Origin of the sequence: Streptomyces sp. cmx-18-6, assembly GCF_046548915.1 — a bacterium.
In the GTDB taxonomy this organism is placed as follows: domain Bacteria; phylum Actinomycetota; class Actinomycetes; order Streptomycetales; family Streptomycetaceae; genus Streptomyces.
In genome coordinates this window covers 376,290-401,731 of record NZ_JAEBEP010000003.1, presented here as the reverse complement: position 1 = coordinate 401,731, position 25,442 = coordinate 376,290, and the positions used below count along the sequence as shown (strand labels likewise).

Genomic DNA, 25,442 nt, shown 5'->3' with positions numbered 1-25,442 from the left:
CCCCCGTCACTGACGGCTGACGGACCGGGTGATCCCCGCCGCGATCGTCGTCGCGAGCAGCCACCCGGTGACGATCAGCAGATACGACAGCCACTGGTACCACCCCTGCGGGTTGAACGCCTTCTCCTGGCCGAAGTCGACGATGGGCAGCAGCAGGTCCAGGGTGTAGAACAGCGGGCTGAAGTCCGGCGCCTCGTCCTCCTTCAACGGCAGGGGATGGCGCGCCGCGTACGCCACCGAGCCCGCGAGCAGCAACGAGAGCAGCCAGGCAGCCGCCCGCACCGGCCGGAACCCGTAGCCGACCGCCGCGTCCTGGAGATACCCCCAGAGCCGGGCGTACGCCGGCAGCGTCCCGCGCCGTCTGCGCTCCTTGGCCAGGAGCACCGTACGGGCCGCGTCGTCGTCGCCGATCCGCCGGTACGCCGCCGTCAACTGCTCGTACGCGAAGGGGGCGTAGCCCTCCTCCTCCCGCTCCAGGAGCGGCAGCCGCCGGGCGGCGGGCAGATGGGGGAGGAGCGAGGTGTAGGCGAGGCCCTCCAACTGGACCACGGGCGGCCAGACGGACGGTTCGGCATGGATGAGGTCGATCTGGGAACGCCGCAGATTCACCATGCCCTCGATGGGAGCCGCTCCCCGTAGCCACAGCTCGCCCACGGTCATGCTGCTCGCCCGCAGGGCCACCGCACCGGGGTGGGAGAAGCGGGCGTACGCGAAGTTGAGCTGCCCCGGTATCCGGCAGCCCCGCAGGTTCACCCGGCCCCGCACGCGGATGCGCATGGCGTGCAGGTCCGAGCCGACCGTGACGTTCTCCGCCTGGAGAGCGGTTTCGCCGGGATGGGTCAGCTCGGCGTCGTTGAGCTGGATCTGTCCGGTGACGGCCGCCCCGTCGAGCTTGACCTCGCCGTGCGCCACGAGCCCGTTCCACCGGAGGTCGTCCTCGACGACCGAGTGGTTCAGCCGGAGGGCCGGCTCGTCCGTCCCGGCGGTCGAGCCGTCCGCGTTCACCCCGATCCTCGCCCCGACCAGCACGACGGCCCGGGCGATCCGGGCGGCGCTGAGCCACACGGTGCCCGGGATCCGGCAGCCGCTCAGCGTCACCACCCCGTCGACCCGGATCGTCGCCGCCCTCAGACCCGGCAGCACCGAACCGCTGAGGTTCAACTGGCGCAGCTGCGCCCCGTACAGGTCGGGCGCCTCCTCGAAATGGCAGCCGCTGAGGATCACCGCGCACTCCGCCACCGCATAGCGCGCCTGGAGCGTCCCGGTGATCCGCGCCCCCATGACCCGTAACGCCGGAACCTCCCCCTCCGTACGAACTCCGCCGAGCAGCAGCGCGCGCAGCACCTCGGCCCGCACGGTCCGCTCCGGGCCCCAGTCGCCGCCGCCCTCGGGATCGTCCGCCGACGCCGATCCCGTACGGAAGTCGACGGGATCGCCGCTGGGGAAGGCGTCCCGGACACGGCGCTCGGCGGGCGTCAGCACGATGATCTCCATCCGCCGGACTCTGACCCGGGGCCGGTGGGGTGTCAACCCCCGCCGCGATCGGCCGTGCTCACCCGGGCCCGCCGCGCCGGGTGACAATGGACGCATGTCACGACGCACCTCCCGGCCCCGGCAGCCCGCCGCCCCGCAGGCCCCCCGCATCACCGCCGCCTCGCCCTGCCCCTGCGGGCTGCCCGCGACGTACGGGGAGTGCTGCGGCCGGTTCCACTCCGGGGGCGCCGCCGCGCCGACCTGCGAGGCCCTGATGCGCTCCCGGTACGCGGCCTTCGTCGTCCAGGACGCGGCGTACCTGCTGCGCACCTGGCACCCGGAGACCCGGCCGCCCGGCGTCGACTTCGACCCGGCGATGCGCTGGAGGGGGCTGGAGATCCTGGACACCACGGAGGGCAGCGCCTTCCACACCACGGGGACGGTCACCTTCCGTGCCCACTACACCGACGACGGGCGGCCCGACTCGCTCCACGAGCAGAGCCGATTCGCCCGGCACGAGGGCGCGTGGGTGTACGCGACCGCCGTCTTCGTCGACTGAGGTCCGGGCCCGGTCCCTCCCCGGTCCTTCCCCGGTCCGGATCCCTGGAGCGCGCCCCGCCGGGCTCAGGCCGGCGCGCCCACCCGCGTGGAGCCGCCCGGGTGCGGGGCCGGGGACAGCTCCTGGGCCAGGTCCTCCGCCAGCAGCCGTTTCGCGATCATGTCCACGGCGATCCGCAGCCGGCGGTCGTCCGGCGGGGCCCCGTCCTCGGCGAGCTGCTCGTTGAGCCAGTGGCCCCAGGCGTCCGAGATCACGGTGGCCTCGCGCCGCCCCGCCGCCGTGTGGGAGAACAGGCGGCCGTCGCCGCTCAGGTACCCCTCCTCGATCATCCGGTCGAAGACCGGCACCAGCACCTCCGGCGGCAGGCGGTGCCGGGCCGCGATCAGCCGCAGCCCCGCGTGGCCGACCATCCGGGTGAAGAGGTCCACCTGCATCACCGCCCAGGCCCCCGCCATGTCCAGCCGGGTGTCGGACTCGGCGACGATCCGCCGGGCCGTGTCCGGGCCGGCCCCGTGCAGGATCTTGGCCACCGCGATCTCGAGGAGCTTCTCGGAGTCGCCGCTGCCGGGCTGGGCGAAGCCGTCGCCCATGTCCGTCGACCCGAGCCGCGCCGAGTCCCGCAGCTTGACCTCCTTGAGGAACAGCGCGACGACGAAGCCGATCAGCGCCACCGGGACCGTCCACAGGAACACGGTGTGCAGCGTCTGCGCGTACGCCTGCGCCAGCGGTTCCACCTGGGCCAGGGGCAGCGCGTGCAGGGCCTGCGGGCTCTGCGACGCACCCGCCAGCGTCGCCGGATCGCCGCCCGCCGCGATCGCCTCGGCGACCCCGTCGGCCAGGTTGGGGCCCAGCGCGTTGGCGTAGATCGTCCCGAACACGGCCGTGCCGAAGGCGCTGCCGAGCGTACGGAAGAACGTCACGCCCGAGGTCGCCGTACCCAGGTCCGCGTAGTCCACGGTGTTCTGCACGGCGATCGTCAGCACCTGCATGGCCAGCCCGATCCCGAGCCCCAGCACCACCATGTAGAGCGACTCCAGCCACACCCCGCTCTCCGGCCCCATCCGGGACAGGAGGAACAGCCCGGCCGCCATGACCAGGGTGCCGACGATGGGGAAGAGGCGGTAGCGGCCGGTCTTGCTCACCACGTTGCCGCTGAAGATGGAGGCGACCAGCAGGCCGACGACCAGGGGCAGGGTCCGGACGCCCGAGAGGGTCGCCGAGTCCCCGTCGACGTACTGGAGATAGGTCGGCAGGAAGATCATCGAGCCGAGCATCGCGAAACCCACGATGAAGCTGAGGATCGAGCAGACCGTGAACACCGGGTTCCGGAACAGCCGCATCGGCAGCATCGGTTCCTTCGCCCGCGTCTCCACCCGGCAGAACAGCGCCAGCGCGACCAGCCCGGCGATGAACAGCCCGATGATCATGGGCGATCCCCAGGCGTACTCGTTCCCGCCCCAGCTCGTCGCCAGGATCAGCGCGCTCGCGCCCACGGCGACCAGGGCGATGCCCGCGTAGTCGATCACCGGCCGGCCCGCGGCCTTCACGGACGGGATGTTCCGGGCGGCGGCGATGACCACCACGATGGCGATCGGCACATTGACGTAGAACGCCCAGCGCCAGGTCAGGTGGTCGGTGAACAGCCCGCCGAGCAGCGGCCCGATCACCGTCGAGATGCCGAAGACCGCCCCGATCGCGCCCTGGTACTTGCCCCGCTCGCGCAGCGGGATCACATCCGCGATCAGCGCCATCGACGTCACCATCAGCCCGCCCGCGCCGATGCCCTGCATGCCCCGCCAGATGATCAGCAGCAGCATGTCCGAGGCGAGGCCGCACAGGAACGAGCCGGTGATGAAGATGATCGCCGAAATCTGGAAGACCAGCTTCCGCCCGAACAGGTCCCCGAACTTGCCGACCAGGACCGTCGCGACGGTCTCCGCCAGCAGATACGCCGTGACCACCCACGACATATGGGCCGCGCCGCCCAGGTCCGAGACGATCGTCGGCAGGGCCGTGCCCACGATCGTCTGGTCCAGCGCCGCCAGCAGCATGCCGAGCACGATCGTGGCGAAGATGATGTTCCGCCGCCGCCGGTCGATGACGGGCGGCGGCGCGGCGGCACTCTGCGCGGCGGGGGCTTGCTCGCTGGCAGTGGTCACGTCTGCACCCTCACACCGGCCCCCGCAGCCCGCATGCGGGGGCGGGCCGGACGGGGGTCAGCCGGTCAGCCCGGCCAGCGACCTCTTCAGCCGCGCCACGAACGCCTCCCGGACCTCCTCGGCCACCCGGTCGAGCGACAGGAACGGATTGAGGTCCTCCAGCTCCACGAGCAGCAGCCCGCCCTCCGCCGTACGGCAGGCGTCGACCCGCTGGATGCCGTGGGTGAGGGAGTTCCAGTCGATGAAGCGCTGAGCGAACTCCAGATCCGCCGCGCTCGCCGCGTACGGCTCCAGCACCCACCGCCGCTCGGGGTCGGGGGCGTACAGCGCGTACTGGAAGTCATGGTCGACGAAGTAGAAGGAGACCTCGTGGCGGAAGTCGATCCGGGGCTGGAAGAGCAGACCGCCGTCGCCCTGCGGCGGACGCGGCTCACCTTCCGCCACCGCCTCCGGTCCCGCTCCTGCCACCGCCTCCGCCTCCGGTCCCGCTCCTGCGACCCTCTCCGATCCCGCCTGTGCTTCTGGCCCCGCTCCTGCCTCCGCCTCCGCCCTCGTGACGAACCGCAGCCCCACCGAGTCCGCCCCCAGCTTCGGCTTGACCACGTACTCCCGGGCCTCCGGCAGCAGCCCCAGATCCGCCGCCCGGTCCACCGTGGGGATCACCGGGAACCCGGCCCGGCTCAGCTCCACCAGATACTGCTTGCCGGCCATGTCGCCGCGCCCGTCCAGCGGGTTGAAGACCGGAACCCGCAGCTCCAGGGCGCGGGCGCGGAACGCGTCGTACGCCTCCCGGTAGTGCAGGACGGGACCGCTGTTGCGGACCAGTACGGAGTCGAAGCGGTCCAGCAGCGCCGCCGCGTCCCGGGGGTGGCAGAGCGCGACGTCGAACTCTTCGCGCAGCCGGGAGGCGAGGAAGATGTCCTCGTCGCAATAGCGGCGGCCGCGCGCCCGGTAGCCGAGGTCGGTGACGAGGAGGACGGACGGGCGGTCACCGGTGTCAGCGGGGAGCACGGGGGCCATGGGGATCTCCGGGGATGTGTGCGCGGGCGGACGCCCACTATCCCCGACCGTCCTCGCCCCGCTCCAGGGAGGGGGCGAGGACGGTGCCGGAAGGGCCGCTTCCGGCACCGGGCTCGGAGCGGCGCGGGCTCGGGTGCTCCGCGCCCCCACGGACGCGTTCACCCGCTCGCGCGGTCAGAAGACGGAGCCCGGCCGCACCGCCAGCCGGGGGTGGTGGGCGGCCAGGACCTTGTTGGCGCGGGCCAGTTCGGACAGGGCCTGCTCACGGTCGGCCTCGTCCTCGACGCCGAGCCGGGGCCCCCGGAACCTGCGGACCTCGCGGGCCGCGCAATCGGCGTCGAACTCCGCCTCCAGGATGTGCGGCGGGATGCACGAGCCGATCAGCGCGGCGACCCGGTCCGGGATCGGCACGGGGACGAGGAGGTGCGAGGCGGTCATGGGGTGTTCCCTCTCGGATGGTCGGCCAGGAGGCGGTACGCGGGTGCTGCCGCCGGTCGGGCGGCAGACTCCTCCTTGTGTACGGGACGCGGTTCCGGGTTTCTCGTCGGATACGTCTCCGTGTCGCAACCGTTTGGGACTGACCGTCTATTTCGCCTTACGCGCGGGTAAGTTGACCCGTCGCGCCGAACATGATCCAGATTCCGTGCGCGAACGGTCGCGCCGACGTGCGCCGGATCAGGGGGACGTACCGGTCGAGCGGGTGCGCAGCCGCAGCGCGCGGAGCACGGCCTCGGTCGCGAAACGGCTTTCCGGGTCGACGAGTTGATCACCGAAGATGGTCTCCAGGCTGCGCATGCGGTAGCGCACGGTCTGCGGGTGCACATCGAGCAGTTCGCCCATCTGGGCCGCCGTGCCCCGTGTGTCGAGCCAGATCCGCAGCGTCTCGATCAGCCGCTCGCGGCGGGTGGTGCTGATCCCCGCCACGGCGGCCAGTTCCCGTTGGGCGAGCTGGTCGAGCAGGGCGGGGTCGGAGAGCAGCCACAGGGTGATGAGGTGGTCCTCGCAGCGGATCAGCGGGGCGTCCTCGATCACCCCCGAGTCGACCAGCTCCAGCACCCGGCGGGCCCAGCGGATCGAGTCGCAGGCCAGGGAGGTCGGCACGGTCAGCCCGATCGCCGCACGGGACGTCGGCAGGGCCTGGGCCAGCATCGATCTTCGTGCGTCGGTGAGGGGGCCGGGGACGAGTAAGTGCGGCTGCGGGTCGCTGAGGTCGACGAGCAGGTCCCGGTCCGCGCCGAGCCGGTCCAGCGCCCCCGGGGCGCGGACGGCGACGAGGGTGACCTCGTCGGGCAGGGGCCAGCCGGTCTGTTCGCACAGGTCAAAGATGGCGCTGCGCGGGGCGGGGCGGCCGGCCAGGATGAGGTGGAGGAGGCGTCGGCGCAGCGCCTCGCTCTGCTCCCCGGACTGCGACTGGACCTCCAGGAAGCCTTCCCGGGAGAGGGATTCGAGCTCGTCCACGTAGGCGAAGAGCGCGTCGGCGAAGCTGAGCATCAGGGTGGGGGAGAGGTGGTAGCTCTGCCCCACCTTCTTCGCCCGCCGCAGTGCCACCCGCGCGCCGAGCCGGTACGCGCCCTGGAGGGTGTCCATGCTCCGGCCCTCGTACGCCTCGAACCGTCCGAAGCGCCGGCACATGTCGTCCCGCAGCGTGGTGGGAGCGGTGGGCTCGGCCACCAGGTCGACGAAGGAGGAGAGGCTCTGCTCCACGCCGACCCGGATGGCCTGGCCGTTCGGGCCGTCCAGCAGCCGGGCGTATTCCGGATAGGCGCGGGTGACCTCGACACCGATTTCCTTGATGAGGCTGGGGAGTTCGGGCCGCATGATCGCGGCGAATTCCTGGGGGAGCGGCCCCAGGGGGTCCTCGGTGTCCAACGGCTGTATGAGGTGTGCCATGCCATGTCCCCTCTGCTCTCGGCGCCCGGTGGTGGGGCGGGACGGTGAGGGAAAGCGCTCCCACGAACCGACAGTCCGTACCAAGTTCGCGATGAAGATAGACCAAGTAACAGGCGCGGGACACCACTTGGACAAGATCGACGTGCAGGGGGCACGCATCGTGCCCGCACTCCGGTACTTCTGCGCAGGTCGGACGGTACTGCGCGCTTTCGGACAATGAATTTCGGCCGCCTGCTCCGGCGATGACAACGGGGGCGTCGCCCGCACGCCTTCGGCGGGGGGATCCGGGCGGCTCCGGGGGGTGGGGTTCCGGCCGCCGGGCCTATTTCGACGCCTCCGGATGCGCATTCCTTGATAAAGGGGTGACCCCCGGTTACTCATTTACGGATCAAAAACAGCGCCCCGCAAAGAATCTTAGCCGGACGGATTGTGTCGCTGTGTTTCCCGCGAGTAACATCACGCTTCGTTGAATTCGGTCAGAAATCTGCCCGAAATTCGACGCCCAGTTCTTCTCGCCCGGGTGCACCCCGGCTCCATCACCGCCGGCCGACGCCTCAGGGGTGCGGGCCTGCGTCGCAGAACCGGTCGACTTCGTGTACGGGGCCGCATCCTCGCGGCCGAACAGAGGGGACGACATGAGATCCGTTTCCAACCGAACCCGGGTGGGGCTGCTCGCGGCCCTCACGGCGTTCAGCGCCGTGCTCTCCACCGGCTCGGCGGCCGCCGCGCCCCAGCTCAACGGCGACTGGGCCCCGTTCGACCGCTGCCCGGTGGACGCCCCCGCCATGCTCGCGGCGGACGGCATCACCAACATCGCCACCTGCATCTCGTCGAGTTCGGTCACCGGCTCCATCACGCTCGGCAAGAGCCATGTCCCCACCGGCAACAGCGATCTGCAACTCGGCGTCATCCAGCACAGCAACGGCACCACGTCGCTGGTGGCTCCCCCCGAGGGGGCGCTCACCGCCGACCCGGCCCAAATCCCCGGCGGGCTGCTCGGGCTGATGTGCCCCAGCGGAATTCCTCTCGTCTCCGCGATCTGCCGTCAGCTGACGGACAACAATCTCAACAAGGTGACGGCCACCATCGAACCCGCCGGTGCGCCGAGGGACTTCAATATGGTGGCGGCCTTCTCCACCGGTGAGCCCATTCTCACCATTCCGGTTCGCATCCACCTCAAGAACCCGTTCCTCGGTGACAAGTGCTACATCGGCACCACCGCCAAGCCGGTGCTCCTGAAGCCGCAGAACCTGAACGCGCCGAGCCTTTCGCTCCAGCGGTTCGCGGCGGACGGGACCCGCGACGACGAGGGCGAGATGGGGCGCTACACCTTCGAGGGCGCCGACCAGGGCGATGCGACGTTCGCCGTCCCCGGGGCGAGCGGCTGCGGAGCCGGACTCCTGGACTGGGCGGTGAACCTGAAGACCGGTCTGCCCTCCGCCGCCGGGAAGAACAGCGTGAAGCTCGACGACACCTCGACCTACTTCGGCAGCCCCTACGATCCGGCCGGTCTTGCGCCGAACGAGGGCAGGAAGCTGTCGGAGTTCTGGCACTCCGCGGTGCGGTAGCGCCCGACGCCCTCGATTCCCGGGAGGGCGTCCCCGTACCGGAACGGAAGGAGGTGGTGTGCCGGCCGCCTGATCGCCCGTGACAGAAGACAGCCCGAAGGAATTGCGCCTCCTGAAGTCCAGTTCGAAGCGTGCCGCCCGCTTTCCCGCGCGCGCACGTCCACTCGTATCCCCAACGGGACAAGAAAAGGGAGTGACTCCATGTTCAAGCGATCCGGTGTCCTGACCGCGATCGGTGCCGCCGCGGCATCCCTCGCCCTGGCCGTTCCCTCGGCCGTCGCCGCGCCGACCAGCTGGACCATCACGCCGACCGGGGCCTTCACCGGCAGCGCCGGCGTGACCGTCCTGACCGACAACAACGGCAACAAGATCCAGTGCGCGTCCTCCGCGGCGTCCGGCTCGGCCCCCACGTCCCCGGTGGCCGGATCCCCGGCGCAGCTCGCGTCCATCTCGGCGATCTCGTTCAACTCGCCCTGCACCGGGCCGTTCAGCTCGACGTGGACCGTGGCCACCACGCCTCCGTGGCAGATCTGGGGCCACGACTACGCGGCGGGCGCGGGCACCAACTCCACCGGCCAGGTGACGGGTGAGATCAGAGCGATCAAGGCGAAGGTGACCGGGAGCAGCATCCTCGGCCCCTGCTCCTTCGACGTCACCGGCAAGGTCGCGGCCAAGTACAACAACCCGAGCAGCGGCGGCAGCAACGGCACGCTGAACACGGCGGGCGGCGGTCTCACGCTGACCATCACCAACAAGGTCGGCGGCGGCTGCGGCATCGTCGGCACCACCGCCAGCTTCCAGGGCCTCTACACCATCAAGAACACGGCCTCCGGAAAGTCCCCGGTCATCAGCGGCTGATCCACCGCCCCCGACCCCCGGCCGATCTCCGGCCGGCCTTCAGCACCTGTGCGTGGCGCCCGGCCGTGCCGACCCCGGCGGCCGGGCGCCTGCGTGCTTTTCCACTCACCCGCCGACAACTTCGCCGTACGGAATTGTCATCGCATGCCAAAAACCGCGGCCCGGTGAAACGGCCGAATTCCCGACTCTTCCCAGGTGCTGACGGCGTGCGTAGCGTACTCGTCGGTAGGGACCGTTCCGAGTCCGCCCGAAAGGCCGTTGCCGAAAAGCGGACCCATTTCGCAGCCATCGCACCGATGGGCCCCCGTGCGCCGGAAGGACACCATCCGTATGACCGTCGATGCACGCGCCACGGCGAGGCGACCGCTCCACTTCGCCGTGGGCGGGGCGATCCTCGTCGCCACCGCGCTCATTCCGGGCGCCGAATCGGTCGCGGCCGATCAGACCTCCGAGGTCACCGTCCCCTATACCTGCCAGTTCCCCTCGGGCGAGGAGAAGGCGGAGGTCGCGATCAAGGCCCTGCTTCCCGTCTCGGCCGGTGCGGGGGAGACGATCCAGCCCGGCGACGTCTCGGTCGAGGTGAGCCTCGAACGGTCGGCGCTCGCCCGGTTCACCGCCCTGGAGGCGGCCACCCTGTCGGCCGTCGCCGACCTGACCGTACGCAACACCGTGGGCGAGCACTCCGCCGAGGCGTCGTGGCAGCGGCTCGAAGCCCCGGCGGCCCCGCTGCCGGAGGAAGGCGGCCCGGTGCTCACCGCCACGGGCGACGTGCCGACCGTCGCCTTCGGCAGCCCCGGCGAAGCGGCGATCACCCCGGCCGGGCTCACCCTCGTCCTCGCCTCCTTCACCGAGGACGGCGCCCCGACCTCGCCCCCCGAGCTCACCGTCGCCTGTGAGCCCGCCGACGACGAGGAACGCCCGCTCGCCCGCATCACCGTCCGCGACGGCGCGAGTCCGACAGCCCCCGCGCCCGGCCCGAGCGACCCCGCACCCGGGAAGGGCACGCCCGAGCCTCCCGCGCCGCCCACCCGGCCGGCTCCCGGCGTCGCCCCGGACGCCCGCCAGAAGATCGACGACCTCACCGAGGCGCGGCTCGAAGCCCTGGACGACGGGGACCCCGGGAGCTGCCCGATCGAGATTCCGCCCGAGTGGGTGATGACCACCGCGGAGACCTACGCGGCCGGATACGCCAACGCCGCCAAGCTGGACGGGGCCGTCTCGCTGGGCCCCGCGTTCATGAAGGTGGTCCTGAACAAGCGGTACATCAACGACTCCTGCGCCTCGACCGTCGACGTCACCTCCGAGGTGGAGTTCGAGCACGAGGGCAAACGGCAGCTCCCGCCGGCGAAGGCGACCTTCCTGAGCTACGGATTCATGCCGACGACCGCCACGATGGTCCTGGAGCAGGTGGGGCCGCCGGCCGTCGTCCAGACGCACACGGTCACCAACACGCCGACCTACCCCGAGGAGTCGACGGTCACCGCCCAGCTCTCCATGCGCCTGTACGACGTGGAGGTCAACGGCGTACCGCTGGACGTGGGGCCGGACTGCCGCACCGTACGGCCCTTCGAACAGGTGCTCAAGGGATACGGCCAGAGCTATCCGCCGGCCGGATACCTCGTGGCGACCGGTGGAAACCTGACCGGGAACGCGCACATTCCGCCGTTCAAGGGGTGCGGGGTCGACGAGGACCTCGACCCGCTCTTCACGTCGGCCATTTCGAGCTCGGGCAAGAAGGCCGACAACTACACGAAGATGACGCAGGCGCCGCTCTGCGTGGCGACGAACCCGGACGGACCGGACTGCCCGCCGAGGATTCCCCAGCCCGAACGCTGACCGGCCCGCCCCGGTGCGACCCCGCAGCCTTTCCGGTCCTCTTCCGCCGGAAGGGCTGCTCGGCATGGAAAGGAACCGGCCGTTCCGCCGTCACTCATCAACAATTGACAGGTTTGGCGCGCCGGACACTCACTCGGAAACAAGTAATCGGGGCGCTGCCGTCGCACCGCAGAAAGTTCCGTATCCAGTATTGCGAACTCAGGTTACCGAGCCGTAGCGTCCCAGCTGGGCGGCTCGGAAGCGTGTTTGTCACCGCGTGACAAATGATCCACCCAGCACCGCGTTCACCGATTTCCGACAGCCGGAGCGCTGACTGATGACTAGGGTCACCACCACTTCGAGGGAGGGCCGATGGGAATCGAAGTAGTCGTCGAGGGCCTGACGAAGTCCTTCGGCAAGCAGAACATCTGGCAGGACGTCAGCCTCACCCTGCCCGCCGGTGAAGTGAGTGTCATGCTCGGTCCTTCCGGCACCGGAAAGACCGTGTTCCTGAAATCCATCATCGGACTGCTGAAGCCCGAACAGGGACGCGTCCTCATCAACGGCGTCGACATGGTGAACAGCTCCGAGCGCGACATCATGGAGACGCGGAAACTCTTCGGCCTGATGTTCCAGGACGGGGCGCTCTTCGGCTCGATGTCCCTCTTCGACAACATCGCCTTCCCGCTGCGCGAGCACACCCGCAAGAAGGAGTCCGAGATCCGCCGCATCGTCATGGAGCGGATCGACATCGTGGGGCTGCTGGGCGCGGAGGGGAAGCTCCCGGGCGAGATATCCGGCGGGATGCGCAAGCGCGCCGGCCTCGCCCGCGCCCTCGTCCTGGACCCGCAGATCATCCTCTGCGACGAACCGGACTCCGGCCTCGACCCGGTGCGCACCGCCTACCTCTCCCAGCTCCTCATCGACCTGAACGCGCAGATCGACGCGACGATGCTGATCGTCACCCACAACCTGGACATCGCGGCGACCGTCCCCGACAACATGGGGATGCTGTTCTGCCGCAACCTCGTCACCTTCGGGCCCCGCGAGGTGCTGCTCACCAGCGACACCCCGGTCGTCTCCCAGTTCCTCGCCGGCCGCCGCGAAGGGCCCATCGGGATGTCCGAGGAGAAGGACGCGGCCACCCTCGCGGCCGAGCAGCAGCGCAACGACTCCCTCGGCCACGCCGACACGATCGCCCTGCCCCGCACGGTCGTCCCGCAGCTGGAGCCCTCGCCCGGGATGCCCGTACGCCAGGGGGCGCTGCGCCGCCGCGAGCGGGTCACGGCGATGATGGGCCAGCTGCCGGAGGCCGCCCGCAGGGCCATCCTCGACAGCTACGCCCCGGCCGCCGGGGGTGCGAGAGCGTGACCGCCCCGATGCCGGTGCGGCCGCCCGAGCCGCCCGAGAAGCCCGCGCCGGCGATCGACGCGCCGCCCGCCGCCGCCCCGGTCCCCGAGCAGCGACGCTCCAGCCGGCTGCTCGCCCCGCTGAGGGAGACCGGCAAGCTGTTCGCGCTCGGGGTCGCGGTGGGCCGGGCCGTCTTCCGCCGACCCTTCCAACTGCGCGAGTTCATCGAGCAGTTCTGGTTCGTCGCCAGCGTCACCATCCTGCCCGCCGCCCTCGTCTCCATCCCGTTCGGCGCGGTCATCGCCCTCCAGGTCGGCTCGCTCACCCAGCAGCTCGGCGCGCAGTCCTTCACCGGCGGCGCGAGCGTCCTCGCGGTGATCCAGCAGGCCAGCCCGATCATCGTGGCGCTGCTCATCTCCGGCGCGGCGGGCTCCGCGATCTGCGCCGACCTCGGCTCCCGCAAGATCCGCGAGGAGCTCGACGCGATGGAGGTCATGGGCGTCTCGCCCATCCAGCGCCTGGTCGTCCCCCGGGTCCTGGCCACCATGCTCGTCGCCGTCCTGCTCAACGGCCTGATCTCCGTGGTCGGCACGCTCGGCGGCTACTTCTTCAACGTGATCATGCAGGACGGCACCCCGGGCGCGTACCTCGCGAGCTTCTCCGCCCTCGCCCAACTGCCCGACCTGTACGTCAGCGAGTTCAAGGCCCTGATCTTCGGCTTCATCGCGGGCATCGTCGCCGCCCACCGCGGCCTCAACCCGCGCGGCGGCCCCAAGGGCGTCGGCGACGCGGTCAACCAGTCCGTCGTCATCACCTTCATGCTGCTGTTCTTCGTGAACATGGTCATCACGGCGATCTACCTCCAGATCGTCCCCGCGAAGGGGGGCTGAGGAAGATGGCGATGCTCAGCTGGCTCGACCGATCGGGCGACCAACTCACCTTCTACGTCAAGGCCCTGGTCTGGATCCCGCGCACCCTGCGCCGCTACCTCAAAGAGGTGCAGCGGCTGCTGGCCGAGGTCGCCTTCGGCAGCGGCGGACTCGGCGTCATCGGCGGCACCATCGGCGTGATGGTCGCGATGACCCTGTTCACCGGCACGGTCGTCGGCCTCCAGGGGTACGCGGCCCTCGACCAGATCGGCACCTCGGCGTTCACCGGCTTCATCTCCGCCTACTTCAACACCCGGGAGATCGCCCCCCTGGTCGCCGGCCTCGCCCTCTCCGCCACGGTCGGCGCGGGCTTCACCGCCCAGCTCGGCGCGATGCGGATCAACGAGGAGGTCGACGCGCTCGAAGCGATGGGCGTGCGGTCGATGCCCTACCTCGTCACGACCCGGATCATCGCCGGGGTCGTCGCGATCATCCCGCTGTACGCGATCGGGCTGCTCTCCTCGTACCTCGCCTCCCGCTACATCACCATCTTCTTCAACGGCCAGTCGGCGGGCACCTACGACCACTACTTCAACCTCTTCCTCTCCCCGGCCGACGTGCTGCTCTCGGTGCTCAAAGTGCTGATCTTCAGCGTGCTGGTGATCCTCGCCCACTGCTACTACGGCTTCCACGCCACCGGCGGACCGGCCGGAGTCGGTGTGGCGGTGGGCCGGTCGGTGCGCAACGCGATCGTCATCATCAGCGTCACCGACTTCTTCCTCTCGCTCGCCATCTGGGGAGCCACGACGACGGTGAAGGTGGCCGGCTGATGTCCGCACACAGCGCCACGCGAACGGTCCGCCGCAGACTCGCCGGAGTCGCGTTCTTCCTGGTCCCCGCCGTCCTGGTGTGGGTCTCGGTCTCGGTGTACGACAAGGACTTCGCCGACGACGCCACCGTCACCGTGCTCACGGGCTCGGTCGGCAACGAGATGCACGACAACGCCGACGTGAAGCTGCGCGGCGTCGTCATCGGGCAGGTCCGCTCCATCGCCTCGGACGGCGAAGGAGCCCGCCTCACCCTGGCCATCGACCCGGACAAGCTGGAGCGCATCCCCGCCGACGTCACCGCGCAGATGCTGCCCACCACCCTCTTCGGCCAGCGGTTCGTCGCGCTCGTCCCGCCCCGCGTCCCCTCCGCGCGGACCCTGAGCGCCGGTGCGGTGATCCCGCAGGACCGCTCCAGCAACGCCATCGAGCTGGAACAGGTCCTCGACAACGTCCTGCCGCTGCTGACCGCCGTGAAGCCGGAGAAGCTCTCCGCCACCCTGAGCGCCGTCGCCCAGGCCCTCGAAGGACGCGGCGACAAGCTGGGCGACACCCTGGTGACGCTGGACGCCCACCTGAAGAAGTTCAACCCCCAACTGCCCACCCTCAACGAGGACATCAAGCAGCTCGTCAAGGTGAGCACGCTCTACGCCGACGCGGCCCCGGACGTGCTGGACGCCCTGGCCGACGCCACCACCACGAGCGGGACCATCGCCGAACAGGAGGCGCGGCTCGCCGGACTGTACGGCGCGACCACCGCCTCCGCGAGGGACGTCACCTCCTTCCTCCGGGAGAACAAGGACAACCTGATCCGGCTCTCCTCCTCCGGCCGCCCCACGCTCGAACTCCTCGCGAAGCACTCCGAGTCGTTCCCCTGCACCCTGCGCACGGTCGCCGGCTTCGTGCCCGCCATGGACAAGGCGCTCGGCAAGGGAACCGACCGGCCGGGACTGCACGTGAGCGTCAAGTCCGTCCCGTCCAAGGGGAAGTACGTCCCCGGCAGGGATACCCCGGCCTACAACTCCACCGGCGGACCGCGCTGTTACTCGGTGCCGTACGTCGGCAAGGGAGCCCCGACCGCCGACGCCTCCCGGGCCGCCGACGTGACCACCCCGCCCCCCGCCGCCCAGGACACCGCGCTCGGCCTGCCCAACTCGCCCCAGGAGTCCCAGCTCGTCAACGAACTGGTCGCCCCCTCACTGAAAGTCCAGCCGCAGACCCTGCCCGACTGGAGCAGCGTGCTCATCGGTCCGGCCTTCCGCGGTGCGGAGGTGAAGCTCAAGTGAATCGCCGCTCCCTCGCGGGACCGATCGCCAAGTCCCTCGTCTTCGTCCTGGTGACCGTCCTGGCCACCACCGTCCTCGGGCTCTCCATCGCCAACACGGGCGTGGGCGACACCACCACGTACAAGGCGCGGTTCACCGACGCCACCGGGCTCATCCCCGGCGACAGCGTCCGCATCGCCGGAGTGAAGGTCGGCCAGGTCGAGTCCGTGGCCCTCGCCGACCGGCGGGTCGCGGAAGTCACCTTCGCCGTACGCAGGGGGCGCACGCTCCCCGCCTCGGTGACGGCGTCCATCAAGTACCTCAACATGGTCGGCCAGCGGTACGTGGACCTCGACCGGGGCGCCGGACCGGTCGGCCGGAGCTTCGCCGCCGGGGACACCATCCCGCTCTCCCGCACCACCCCGGCGCTCGACCTCACCCAGCTCTTCAACGGCTTCCAGCCCCTCTTCGAGGGATTGTCCCCGCCGGACGTCAACCAGCTCGCCGGCTCGATCGTCCAGGTCCTCCAGGGCGAGGGCGGCACCGTCGACAGCATCCTGCGGCACGTCGGCTCCCTCACCGGCACCGTCGCCGCCAAGGACAAGGTGATCGGCGAGGTCATCAAGAACCTCAACACGGTCCTCAAGACGGTCAACGACCGCGAGGCCGGATTCGACGACCTCGTCGTCACCCTGGAGAAGCTCGTCACCGGCTTCTCCGGCGACCGCAAACCGCTCGGCGAGGCCGTCACGGCGATGGGGGCCCTCACCACCGTCACCGCCGACCTGTTCGAGGACGGCAGGAAGCCGCTCAAGGAGGACATCCGCCAACTGGGCAGGCTCAGCGACCAGTTGGACAAGGGGGCCCCGCAGCTGGAGAACTTCCTGGAGCGGACCCCGGCCAAGATGGAAGCGATCAGCCGCCTCACCTCCTACGGGTCGTGGCTCAACCTCTACCTCTGCGAAGCCAAGGTCAGCGGGGTGGCCACCGACGACGGCAGCGCACCGCCCACCGGCATCGCCATCACCCAGCCGAGGTGCCTGGCATGACCCTCACCCCCGTCCGGGAACGCAACCCGGTCGCCGTCGCCCTCGTGGGACTCCTCGTCCTGACCCTCCTCGCCCTCGCCGCCTGGCGCGCCGACTCCCTGCCCTTCATCGGCGGCGGCACGACGTACAGCGCGGACTTCACCGAATCCGCCGGGCTCAGCGAAGGCGACGAGGTGCGGATCGCCGGAGTGAAGGTCGGAGAGGTCACCGGCGTCTCGCTCGACGGACCCCGCGTCAAGGTCGACTTCAAGGTCAAGGACGCCTGGATCGGCAACGCCTCCACCGTGGGCATCGCCATCAAGACCCTGCTCGGCGAGAAGTACCTCGCCGTCGACCCGCTCGGCAACGCCCCGCAGGACCCCGGCTCCCGCATCGCCGCGAGCCGCACGACCTCCCCGTACGACGTCAACCAGGCGTTCAACGGGCTGGGCGAGACCATCGGGGAACTCGACACCGCGCAGCTCGCCCAGAGCTTCGAGACGATCTCCGCCACTTTCAAGAACTCCCCGCCCGACGTCCGCAGCGCCGCCGAAGGGCTCTCCGCCCTCTCCCGTACGGTCTCCGAGCGCGACGCCCAGCTCGCGACCCTGCTCCAGGGCGGCAAACGCCTCACCAAGACCCTGGCCGGCAAGAAGAGCAGCTTCGAAACGCTCCTGGAGGACGGGAACCTGCTGCTCGGGGAGATCCAGGCCCGCCGCGACGCCATCCACCTGCTGCTCACCGGCACCCGCGGCCTCGGCAAACAGCTCACCGGACTCGTCGAGGACAACGACAGGCAGCTGGGCCCGACCCTGGCGTCGCTGAGCCGGGTCACCGCCGTCCTGGTGAAGAACCGCAAGAGCCTGGACAAGGTGCTCGCGATGACCGGGTCCTACAGCAGGCTCGTCGGCAACACCCTGGGCAACGGCCGCTGGTTCGACACGTACGCCTGCGGGGTCGTCCCCAAGAACTACCTGCCCGCCGGAGCGCCCCCGGCGACCGGATGCATGCCACCGAAGCAAGGCGGCCGCTGACATGAGACGCACACGCATCATCGGGATCGGCGCGGGACTCGCGGTCGTCGCCGTGGCCGCCACCACCGGGGTGAGCGCCTTCCAGGAGGACTCCAGGGCCACCGTCACCGCCCACTTCGACCGGGCCACCGGCGTCTACGCCGGGTCCGACCTGCGGATCCTCGGCGTCCGGGTCGGCACGGTCGAATCCGTCACCCCCCGGGGCAAGGACGTCAAGGTCGTCCTGCGCCTCGACCAGGGCGTCAAGGTCCCCGAGGACGCCCACGCGGTCGTCGTCGCCCCGAGTCTCGTCGCCGACCGGTACGTCCAGCTCGCCCCCGCCTACGACGGCGGCCCGCTCCTCGCAGACGGGGCCGTCCTGCCCGCCGCCCGCAACGCCACCCCCGTCGAGGTCGACGAGCTGTACGCCTCCATCACCGAGATCACCACGGCGCTCGGCCCGAACGGGGCCAACGCGGACGGGGCGCTGGCCCGGCTCCTGGAGACCGGGGCGAAGAACATGGACGGCAACGGCAAGGCCATCGGGGACTCCGTCGAACAGTTCGGCAAGGCCGCCAAGACGCTCGACCGGAGCAGCGGCGACCTGTTCGACACGCTCGCCCACCTCCAGTCCTTCACCACCATGCTGAAGGAGAACGACGCGGGCGTCCGCACCGCCGAACAGCAGCTCAACTCGGTCACCTCGTTCCTCGCGGACGACAAGAAGAACCTCAGCGCGGCCCTGAAGGAACTCGGCACGGCGCTCGGCCAGGTCAAGGCGTTCATCGCCAAGAACCGCGGCTCGCTGAAGAAGAACGTCGACGCCCTGGTCCCCGTCACCCAGGCCCTGGTCGACCAGCGCGCCTCGCTGGCCGAGGCGATGGACACCCTGCCGCTGGCCGCGGGCAACGTCCTGAACGCGTACGACCCGGCCAACCGCACCCTGAACGGGCGGGCCAACCTCAACGAACTGTCCATGGGCGGCCCGCTCGTCGACCCGGACGCGGCCTCCGGCCCCCCGGCCGGCCTCGCACCCGTCGACGCGAACCGCCGCAAGGCCCTGCCCGTCCTGCCGCTGCCGGAGGTCGGCACGGTCTTCGGCACCCCGGAGAAACGGGCCGCCGAGAAGAGTCCCGAGCAGCGGAAGAAGGGGGCGGGACGATGAGCGGTTCTCTGCGCACCACCGGCGTCCGGGCGGCCACCGCGGCCGTGGCCCTGCTGGCCACCGGAGCGCTGATCGCCCTGGTCGTGGTCCGGACGGACGGCCCGGTCTTCAGCGGCATCGAGCAGATCCCGCTGCCGGGCGGGGCCGACCTCGGGGACGACCCGTACGAGATCACCGCCGAGTTCGGCGACGTCCTCAGCCTCGCGCCGCAGTCCTCGGTCAAGGTCAACGACGTATCGGTCGGGCGCGTCACCCGCATCGCGCTGGCCCCGGACGGCTGGAGCGCCAAGGTCACCATGCGGGTCAACGGGAAAATCAGCCTTCCCGCCAACGCGTACGCCCGCCTGGAACAGTCCAGCCTCCTGGGCGAGAAGTTCATCCAGCTCTCCCCGCCCGCTCAGGGAACCGCACGCGGCTCCCTGGCGCAGGCCGGCCGCATCCCGCTGACCCGCACCAACCGCAACCCCGAGGTCGAGGAGGTCTTCGGGGCGCTCTCCCTGCTCCTCAACGGGGGCGGGGTCAACCAGCTCAAGACCATCACCACCGAACTCAACAAGGCGCTCGCGGGACACGAGCCGCAGATCCGCTCGATGCTGAACCGGGTCGACACCCTCGTGACCAACCTGGACGACAACAAGGGCGACATCACCCGGGCCCTCGACGGCGTCAACCGGCTCGCCGCCACCCTCGCCACCCGCAAACAGGACGTCGGAACGGTCCTCACCGGGCTCAGCCCCGGACTGAAGGTCCTGGAGAAACAGCGCGGCGCGCTGCTCACCATGCTGCGCTCCCTCGACACCCTCTCCACCGTGGCCGTCGACACGATCAACCGGAGCAAAGCCGACATGATCGCCGACCTGAAGGCGCTCGCCCCGACCCTGAAGGCGCTCGCGGACTCCGGCAAGGACCTCCCCGACTCGCTGCAAGCCTCGCTCACCTACCCCTTCACGGACGAGGTGCTGCGCGGAGTGAAGGGCGACTACCTGAACGTCTACCTGGACGTCACGGCCGCACCCGGCACCCGGATCATCCCGGCGCTCACCCCGGACGACCCGACGCTGCCCCCGCCGCCGACGCCGGACCCGCCCGGCGAGGAGATCCCGGAAGCGGCCCGCAACGCGCTTCCGTTGCCGCTGCCCGCCGTGTCCCGGACGCCGGGGCCGGGGAACTCCGGTACGCCGGACAGCTCCCGTACGCCGAAGTCCTCGCGTACGCCGGGGACCTCGGGGACTCCGGCGACCTCGGGGACTCCGGGAGCCTCGGGTACCCCGGGGACCGAGCAGGGGAGCACCCCGTGATCACTCCCGCCATCCGGCTCAAGAACATCGCCTTCCTCGTCATCGCCGTCCTGGTCCTCGGCTACCTCGGCGTGCGGTACGCCGGCCTCGGCCAGTACGTCGGACTGCGCAGCTACTACACCGTCACCGTCCAACTCCCGCAGACGGGCGGCCTCTACACCCACTCCAACGTCACCTACCGGGGCGTCTCCGTGGGCCGGGTCGGCCCCATCGAGCTGACCGACGACGGGGTGGAGGCCGAGCTGCGCATCGAGAAGGACGCCGCGCCCATCCCCGACAGCCTGAAGGCGGTCGTCGCCAACCTCTCGGCGGTCGGCGAGCAGTACGTCGACCTGCGCCCGACCCGGACCGAAGGCCCCTACCTGGGCAACGGATCGGTGATCGACGAGGCCGACACGACGCTCCCCGCTCCACCCACCACCGTCCTCACCAGCGTCGACGACTTCGCGCGTTCGGTCGATCTGGAGCATCTGCGCACGGTCGTCGACGAGTTCGGGACAGCCTTCGAAGGGCGCGGCGACGACCTCCAGGTGCTGCTGGACAGCGGCAGCGAGTTCGTCGAGGCGGCGGACCGTGCCCTGCCGGTCACCACCCGGCTGATGAACGACGGGGAGACCGTGCTGCGCACCCAGGCCGAACAGGGGGCGGCCCTCAAGGGGTTCGCCTCCGGGGCCAAGGAACTGGCCGCCGAGCTCAAGGGATCGGACGCCGACCTGCGGCGGCTGATCGCGACCACGCCGGACGCGGCCGTGCAGATCAGCGGTCTGCTGCGGGACGTCGACCCCGCCTTCGGAGTCGTCGTCGCCAATCTGCTCACCACCTCGGAGGTCGCCGTCACCCGCCAACGCGGCCTGGAGGAACTGCTGGTGAAGCTCCCCGCGGTGGTGGCCGCCGGAGCGAGCGCGGTCGACGACGACGGCGCCCGGTTCGGCATGTCCGTCACCTTCTTCGAGCCGCTGCCCTGCACGGCCGGCTACGGCTCCACGACGTACCGCAACGGCCTCGACACCTCACCCGCCCCCGCCCTCAACTCCGGTGCCCGGTGCACCTCGTCGCCCGGCACCGGCATCAACGTGCGCGGCAGCGCCAACGCCCCGAAGGGCGGCCCGGTCCCCGCACCCGCCAAGCCCGGCTCGATGCTGCTGAACGGCGACGCGCACGCGAAGGACCCGCTGCCCGGGGCACTGGGCTCCGCGCCGGCCACCGCACCGCCCGCCCCGGGCATGGCCGGGCTGCTGGGCCTGGGAGGCGGATCATGACGCGCGCCCGGACCCTGGGCGGCTGGGCCGTCCTGCTGGCCGCCGCCCTGGTCTGCGGCCTCGGGGCCTGGTCGTACGCCGATGCGCGCGGCGACCGCACCCTCGCCCACGCCAAGGCCCGCGATACGGCGCTGGCGCAGGGCAAGCGGCACCTCGCCACGCTGAACAGCCTCGACGGCACGAGCGCCACCGGCGTGGACACCGGGCTGCGGGCCTGGCGCGACTCCTCCACGGGCCCGCTCCACGACCAGCTCAAGCGGACCTCGGGGGCCGACGCGAGGACGCTCACCAAGTCCGGCGACACCGCACGGGGCAAGGTCACCGCGGCGGCGCTCACGGCGCTGGACGAGCGGGCGGGCACGGCGGAGCTGATCGCCACCGTGGACGTGGAGGTCACCCCGCGCACCGGAGCCCCGGGCACACAGCGCAAGCGCTTCACCGCCACGCTCGCCCGCACCGGGGACGGCTGGAAGGTCAAGGCGCTCACGGCGATGGCGGCGGGAGAGAGCAGATGAGCGAACGAACAGCGTTGGCGCCGGAGCCCGTTGAGGACGACGGCCCGACCGGCGACCTCGACGCCACGGGCCCGGCCGACGAGCCCGAGGCCACGGGGCCGGCCGACGAGCCCGACGTCACGGGCCCGGACAGCACGGACGGCCTCGACGCCACGGGTCCGGACAGCACCGACGAGCCCGGTCGCCCCCGATGGCCCCGCGTCGTCGGCGCGCTCCTGGCGCTCGCCCTCCTCGCGACCGGCGGCGCGCTCTTCGCCCAGGGGCAGCAGCTCCGCGACACCCCGGCCACCGCCAACCTCGCCCTCACGGACACCGAGGCGACCACCCGGGTCACGGGCGACGTCAGCAACGCGCTCGGGAGGATCTTCTCGTACGGCCCCGACGCCACCGCCCTCGCCAAGGAGGCGGCGCGACAGGTCCTGGCGGGCAAGGCGCTCCAGCAGTACGCGGCGCTGTTCGGCCAGGTCGAGAAGCAGGCCGCCGACCAGAGACTGACGCTCACCACCCATGTCGTACGGGCCGGGACGACCCGGCTGACCGGCAGCAGCGCCCACCTCCTGGTCTTCCTCGACCAGGTCTACGAACGCCGGGGCAAGCCCCCCACCACCGCGTCCGCGCAGCTGTCCGTCACCGCCGAACTGCGGGACGGGCGCTGGCGGATCGTCGAGATCAGCTCCATATGACGGCAGGGGAGAGGCAGCGCATGGCACGGGCAGCAAGCACGAGGAACCCGCTGGTGATCGCGGCGACGGCGCTCGCGGTCGTCGCCGCCGGGGCGGCGGGCTGGGGCGGCTGGCAGCGCTACGACGCCGCCCACGACGACGCGGCCTCCTACGCGCAGGCACGGGACGACGCGCTGGCGGCGGGCGAGCAGGCGGTGCAGAACATGAACACCCTGGACCACCGCACGCTGGAGAAGGGGCTGGACAGCTGGGAGGAGTCGACGACCGGCGATCTGCACCGCCAACTCGTCGAGGGGCGCGACGCGTTCGCCGAGCAGATCGGGGCGGCGAAGACGGTCAGCACCGCCAAGGTCCTGGCGGGCGCGGTCACCGAGCTCGACGAACGGGCGGGCCGCGCCGGGGTGATGGTGGCGCTGCGGATCACCGTCGCCGCGCCGAAGGGCGAACCCGCGGTGAAGGAGAGCCGGATGGTCGGCACCCTGACCCGCACCTCCGAGGGGTGGAAGCTCAGCGCCCTCGGCCAGGCGCCGGTCGGCAGCACGGCCGGCTGACCCCCGCGCCCCCGCCGCCCGGCTCCCGCCCCAGCACCCGAGAGGACCCCGCCCATGTCGACGACCCGTCACCTCGTCAACCGCCGCCGCCGGCTCGCCACCGCCCCGTCCCGCACCGCGACCCCGTTGGACGCGGAGGACACGGAGGAGACCACCGCACCACCGAGGCGGAGGGACCCGGAACCGCAGCCGGATCCCGAGCCGGACACGGCCGAGAACACCAACACAGACACCAACGCCAACACAGACACCAACACCAACAAAGGCACCAACACCAACAAAGACACGGACGCGAACACGGCCGCGGAGGGGGAGCCGGAGAAGGCGGCCGACCCCGCAGGGCCAAAGCCCGCCGCCCGGCCCGCGCTCCGCCGGCTCCGCGTCGGGCTGCCCGCCGTGCTCTGCGCCCTCACCGTCCTCCTCGGGGCCTTCGCCGCCTGGGCGTTCGCCTCGGCCGCGAGCCTGCGCGGCGAACCGGCGCGCCAGAACACCGCGCTCACCGACATCGCCCGCACCAGTGAGGTGAAGGGCCGGATCAGTGAGGCGGTCGGGGCGGTGTTCTCGTACGACTACGCCTCGCCCGCCCGCTCCGACCGCGCGGCGAGCACCCATCTGACCGGCAGGGCCGTGCGGCAGCACCAGGACATGCTGGCCGAGGTCCGCGAACAGGGGCCGAAACAGAAGCTCGTGCTGACCACGACCGTGACCGGCAGCGGAGTGGAGTATCTGGACGGCGACCGCGCCCGGCTGCTGATCTTCGCCGACCAGAGCAACACCCGTACCGGCAAGGACGAGGAGACCACCCACGCGGCGGCCATGTTCGCCGTGGACGCCGTGCGCCGCGGGGACACCTGGCGGATCGCCGCCATCGACACGTTCACCCGGTGAACCGGAGACCCGGACCGCCCGGGAGAGGGGACCAGCCATGAGGTTCAGGGGCACAACGCGCCGGCAGCTCACCGGCACCGTCACGGCCATGGCCGCGATGGCCGCGCTCACCGCTTCCCAGGCGCCCGGATTCGCGCACTCGGCCGCCGCGTCGCGCGAGGACCAGGCGGCGGGCACGGAGGACGTGGTGTGGACCGAGGCGCCGGGCGACGACTCGTACCACACCGAGCTCCCCCCGCTGGAGAGCCCGCGGCCGCCGCAACCGCTGAAACCGCCCGGGAAGGCGGGGCCCGGGGCGAACCCCTCGCCCGTGGCGGCCGATCGCGTCCGGCCCGAGGCGGGCATCCCGGCGACCGTGTTCGCCGCGTACCGGAACGCTGAGAACGCCCTGCGCCGCGGCGATCCCGGCTGCCGGCTGCCGTGGCAACTGCTCGCGGCGATCGGCAAGGTCGAGTCCGGCCAGGCGGCGGGCGGCCGGGTCGACGCGCGGGGCACGACGCTCACCCCGATCCTGGGGCCCGCGCTCGACGGGGTGGGCTTCGCGCTGATCCGGGACACCGACAACGGGGTGCACGACGGCGACCGGACCTACGACCGGGCGGTCGGGCCGATGCAGTTCATCCCCTCCACCTGGGCGAACTGGGCCAAGGACGGCAACGGCGACGGCCGCAAGGACCCGAACAACATCTACGACGCCGCTCTCGCCGCCGGTCACTACCTCTGCGCCGGGGACCGCGACCTCGGGGTCGGGGCCGACCTGGACCGGGCGATCCTCAGCTACAACCGGTCCGACACGTATCTGCGTACGGTGCTGTCCTGGCTGGCGTACTACCGCAACGGGGCCCACCCGGTGGCCGACGGCCAGGGGATCCTGCCCGTCAGCCCCGGTCCGGGCGGCGTGAACCGCCCCGAGGCGCCGGTGGGGTCCGGGGGCTCCGAGGGACCGGGCAAGGGCGACGGCGGCATCGTCATCGGCCCGCAGCCCAAGCCCAAGCCCCAGCCGCCGCGTCCGCCGAGCCCCAAGCCCACGCCGAGCCCCACGAAACCCGGATCACCGAGCCCGACCCCCTCCGACCCCGGGCCCACCCCGACCGATCCCACGCCGACCGATCCGACCCCGACCGACCCCACGCCGACCGATCCGACCCCCACCGAGCCCACGCCGACCGATCCGACCCCCACGGACCCCGGACCCAGCCCCGACCCCACCGACCCCGCCCCGACCGACCCCGCCCCGACCGACCCGGGCCCCTCGGACCCCGGACCCGCCCCGACACCGGACCCGGCGGAGCCGGACCCCGGGACGAGCCCCGCCCCCGACCCCACCACCGGTGCCGTCGACGGCGGGACGCCGTCCTGACCGAGGGTGTGAAGGCTTCGAAAGGATAG

Annotated in this window: 23 protein-coding genes; 18 read left to right on the top strand and 5 right to left on the bottom strand. The window is 71.3% G+C overall.

Features of this window, described 5'->3' with window-relative positions; all coding sequences use genetic code 11:
- Positions 1-6 precede the first annotated feature (6 nt).
- On the bottom strand, positions 7-1,494 hold the full coding sequence (locus ACLJPL_RS09925; protein WP_411080381.1) for a membrane-associated oxidoreductase: 1,488 nt from the start codon (positions 1,492-1,494) through the stop codon (positions 7-9).
- Between the two features lie 94 nt (positions 1,495-1,588).
- Here ACLJPL_RS09925 and ACLJPL_RS09920 point away from each other — a divergent pair, with 94 nt between their 5' ends.
- Positions 1,589-2,032 (top strand): YchJ family protein, encoded by a 444-nt coding sequence (locus ACLJPL_RS09920; protein ID WP_411080380.1) that lies wholly within the window; start codon positions 1,589-1,591, stop codon positions 2,030-2,032.
- 65 nt (positions 2,033-2,097) lie between these two features.
- Here ACLJPL_RS09920 and ACLJPL_RS09915 read toward each other — a convergent pair whose 3' ends face one another.
- From ACLJPL_RS09915 to ACLJPL_RS09900, 4 genes are all read right to left on the bottom strand, one after another.
- Entirely contained in the window at positions 2,098-4,191 is a 2,094-nt protein-coding gene (locus tag ACLJPL_RS09915) for an MDR family MFS transporter (RefSeq protein WP_411080379.1), read from the bottom strand.
- A 57-nt stretch (positions 4,192-4,248) separates the two neighbouring features.
- Positions 4,249-5,211, bottom strand: a complete 963-nt coding sequence (locus tag ACLJPL_RS09910) for a hypothetical protein (protein WP_411080378.1) — start codon at positions 5,209-5,211, stop codon at positions 4,249-4,251.
- 174 nt (positions 5,212-5,385) lie between these two features.
- Complete coding sequence (locus tag ACLJPL_RS09905) at positions 5,386-5,649, bottom strand: hypothetical protein (RefSeq protein WP_411080377.1); 264 nt, start codon at positions 5,647-5,649, stop codon at positions 5,386-5,388.
- A gap of 237 nt (positions 5,650-5,886) precedes the next feature.
- Positions 5,887-7,101 (bottom strand): helix-turn-helix domain-containing protein, encoded by a 1,215-nt coding sequence (locus ACLJPL_RS09900; protein ID WP_411080376.1) that lies wholly within the window; start codon positions 7,099-7,101, stop codon positions 5,887-5,889.
- 635 nt (positions 7,102-7,736) lie between these two features.
- On the opposite strand from ACLJPL_RS09900, the gene ACLJPL_RS09895 reads away from it, so the two are divergent.
- From ACLJPL_RS09895 to ACLJPL_RS09815, 17 genes are all read left to right on the top strand, one after another.
- The gene (locus tag ACLJPL_RS09895; protein ID WP_411080375.1) at positions 7,737-8,669 is read left to right on the top strand and encodes a hypothetical protein; all 933 of its coding nucleotides are present in this window, start codon (positions 7,737-7,739) and stop codon (positions 8,667-8,669) included.
- A 201-nt stretch (positions 8,670-8,870) separates the two neighbouring features.
- Complete coding sequence (locus ACLJPL_RS09890) at positions 8,871-9,527, top strand: hypothetical protein (RefSeq protein WP_411080374.1); 657 nt, start codon at positions 8,871-8,873, stop codon at positions 9,525-9,527.
- Positions 9,528-9,857: 330 nt separating this feature from the next.
- Positions 9,858-11,363: a DUF6801 domain-containing protein gene (locus ACLJPL_RS09885; protein WP_411080373.1), complete on the top strand. Its 1,506-nt coding sequence runs from the start codon at positions 9,858-9,860 to the stop codon at positions 11,361-11,363.
- Positions 11,364-11,714: 351 nt separating this feature from the next.
- Positions 11,715-12,713, top strand: a complete 999-nt coding sequence (locus ACLJPL_RS09880; RefSeq protein ID WP_411080372.1) for an ABC transporter ATP-binding protein — start codon at positions 11,715-11,717, stop codon at positions 12,711-12,713.
- On the top strand, positions 12,710-13,582 hold the full coding sequence (locus ACLJPL_RS09875; protein ID WP_411080371.1) for an MlaE family ABC transporter permease: 873 nt from the start codon (positions 12,710-12,712) through the stop codon (positions 13,580-13,582). Before ACLJPL_RS09880 ends, ACLJPL_RS09875 begins: the two co-directional genes overlap by 4 nt.
- A gap of 5 nt (positions 13,583-13,587) precedes the next feature.
- On the top strand, positions 13,588-14,391 hold the full coding sequence (locus ACLJPL_RS09870) for an MlaE family ABC transporter permease (protein ID WP_411080370.1): 804 nt from the start codon (positions 13,588-13,590) through the stop codon (positions 14,389-14,391).
- The gene (locus ACLJPL_RS09865; protein ID WP_411080369.1) at positions 14,391-15,674 is read left to right on the top strand and encodes an MCE family protein; all 1,284 of its coding nucleotides are present in this window, start codon (positions 14,391-14,393) and stop codon (positions 15,672-15,674) included. Before ACLJPL_RS09870 ends, ACLJPL_RS09865 begins: the two co-directional genes overlap by 1 nt.
- On the top strand, positions 15,671-16,702 hold the full coding sequence (locus tag ACLJPL_RS09860) for an MCE family protein (RefSeq protein ID WP_411080368.1): 1,032 nt from the start codon (positions 15,671-15,673) through the stop codon (positions 16,700-16,702). The genes ACLJPL_RS09865 and ACLJPL_RS09860 overlap by 4 nt, the downstream gene beginning before the upstream one ends.
- Positions 16,699-17,715 carry an MCE family protein gene (locus ACLJPL_RS09855; protein WP_411080367.1) on the top strand — a complete coding sequence of 339 codons (1,017 nt, stop codon included), beginning with the start codon at positions 16,699-16,701 and terminating at the stop codon, positions 17,713-17,715. The genes ACLJPL_RS09860 and ACLJPL_RS09855 overlap by 4 nt, the downstream gene beginning before the upstream one ends.
- Position 17,716: 1 nt before the next feature.
- Complete coding sequence (locus ACLJPL_RS09850; protein ID WP_411080366.1) at positions 17,717-18,859, top strand: MCE family protein; 1,143 nt, start codon at positions 17,717-17,719, stop codon at positions 18,857-18,859.
- Positions 18,856-20,157 carry an MCE family protein gene (locus ACLJPL_RS09845; protein ID WP_411080365.1) on the top strand — a complete coding sequence of 434 codons (1,302 nt, stop codon included), beginning with the start codon at positions 18,856-18,858 and terminating at the stop codon, positions 20,155-20,157. Before ACLJPL_RS09850 ends, ACLJPL_RS09845 begins: the two co-directional genes overlap by 4 nt.
- A complete protein-coding gene (locus ACLJPL_RS09840; RefSeq protein ID WP_411080364.1) occupies positions 20,154-21,416 on the top strand; it encodes an MCE family protein in 1,263 nt (420 codons plus the stop codon). Before ACLJPL_RS09845 ends, ACLJPL_RS09840 begins: the two co-directional genes overlap by 4 nt.
- Entirely contained in the window at positions 21,413-21,931 is a 519-nt protein-coding gene (locus ACLJPL_RS09835; protein ID WP_411080363.1) for a hypothetical protein, read from the top strand. Before ACLJPL_RS09840 ends, ACLJPL_RS09835 begins: the two co-directional genes overlap by 4 nt.
- Positions 21,928-22,614, top strand: a complete 687-nt coding sequence (locus tag ACLJPL_RS09830; RefSeq protein ID WP_411080362.1) for a hypothetical protein — start codon at positions 21,928-21,930, stop codon at positions 22,612-22,614. Before ACLJPL_RS09835 ends, ACLJPL_RS09830 begins: the two co-directional genes overlap by 4 nt.
- A 20-nt stretch (positions 22,615-22,634) precedes the next feature.
- The gene (locus ACLJPL_RS09825; RefSeq protein WP_411080361.1) at positions 22,635-23,165 is read left to right on the top strand and encodes a hypothetical protein; all 531 of its coding nucleotides are present in this window, start codon (positions 22,635-22,637) and stop codon (positions 23,163-23,165) included.
- Between the two features lie 54 nt (positions 23,166-23,219).
- A complete protein-coding gene (locus ACLJPL_RS09820) occupies positions 23,220-24,053 on the top strand; it encodes a hypothetical protein (RefSeq protein ID WP_411080360.1) in 834 nt (277 codons plus the stop codon).
- Between the two features lie 37 nt (positions 24,054-24,090).
- A complete protein-coding gene (locus ACLJPL_RS09815) occupies positions 24,091-25,413 on the top strand; it encodes a lytic murein transglycosylase (protein WP_411080359.1) in 1,323 nt (440 codons plus the stop codon).
- Positions 25,414-25,442: the final 29 nt, after the last annotated feature.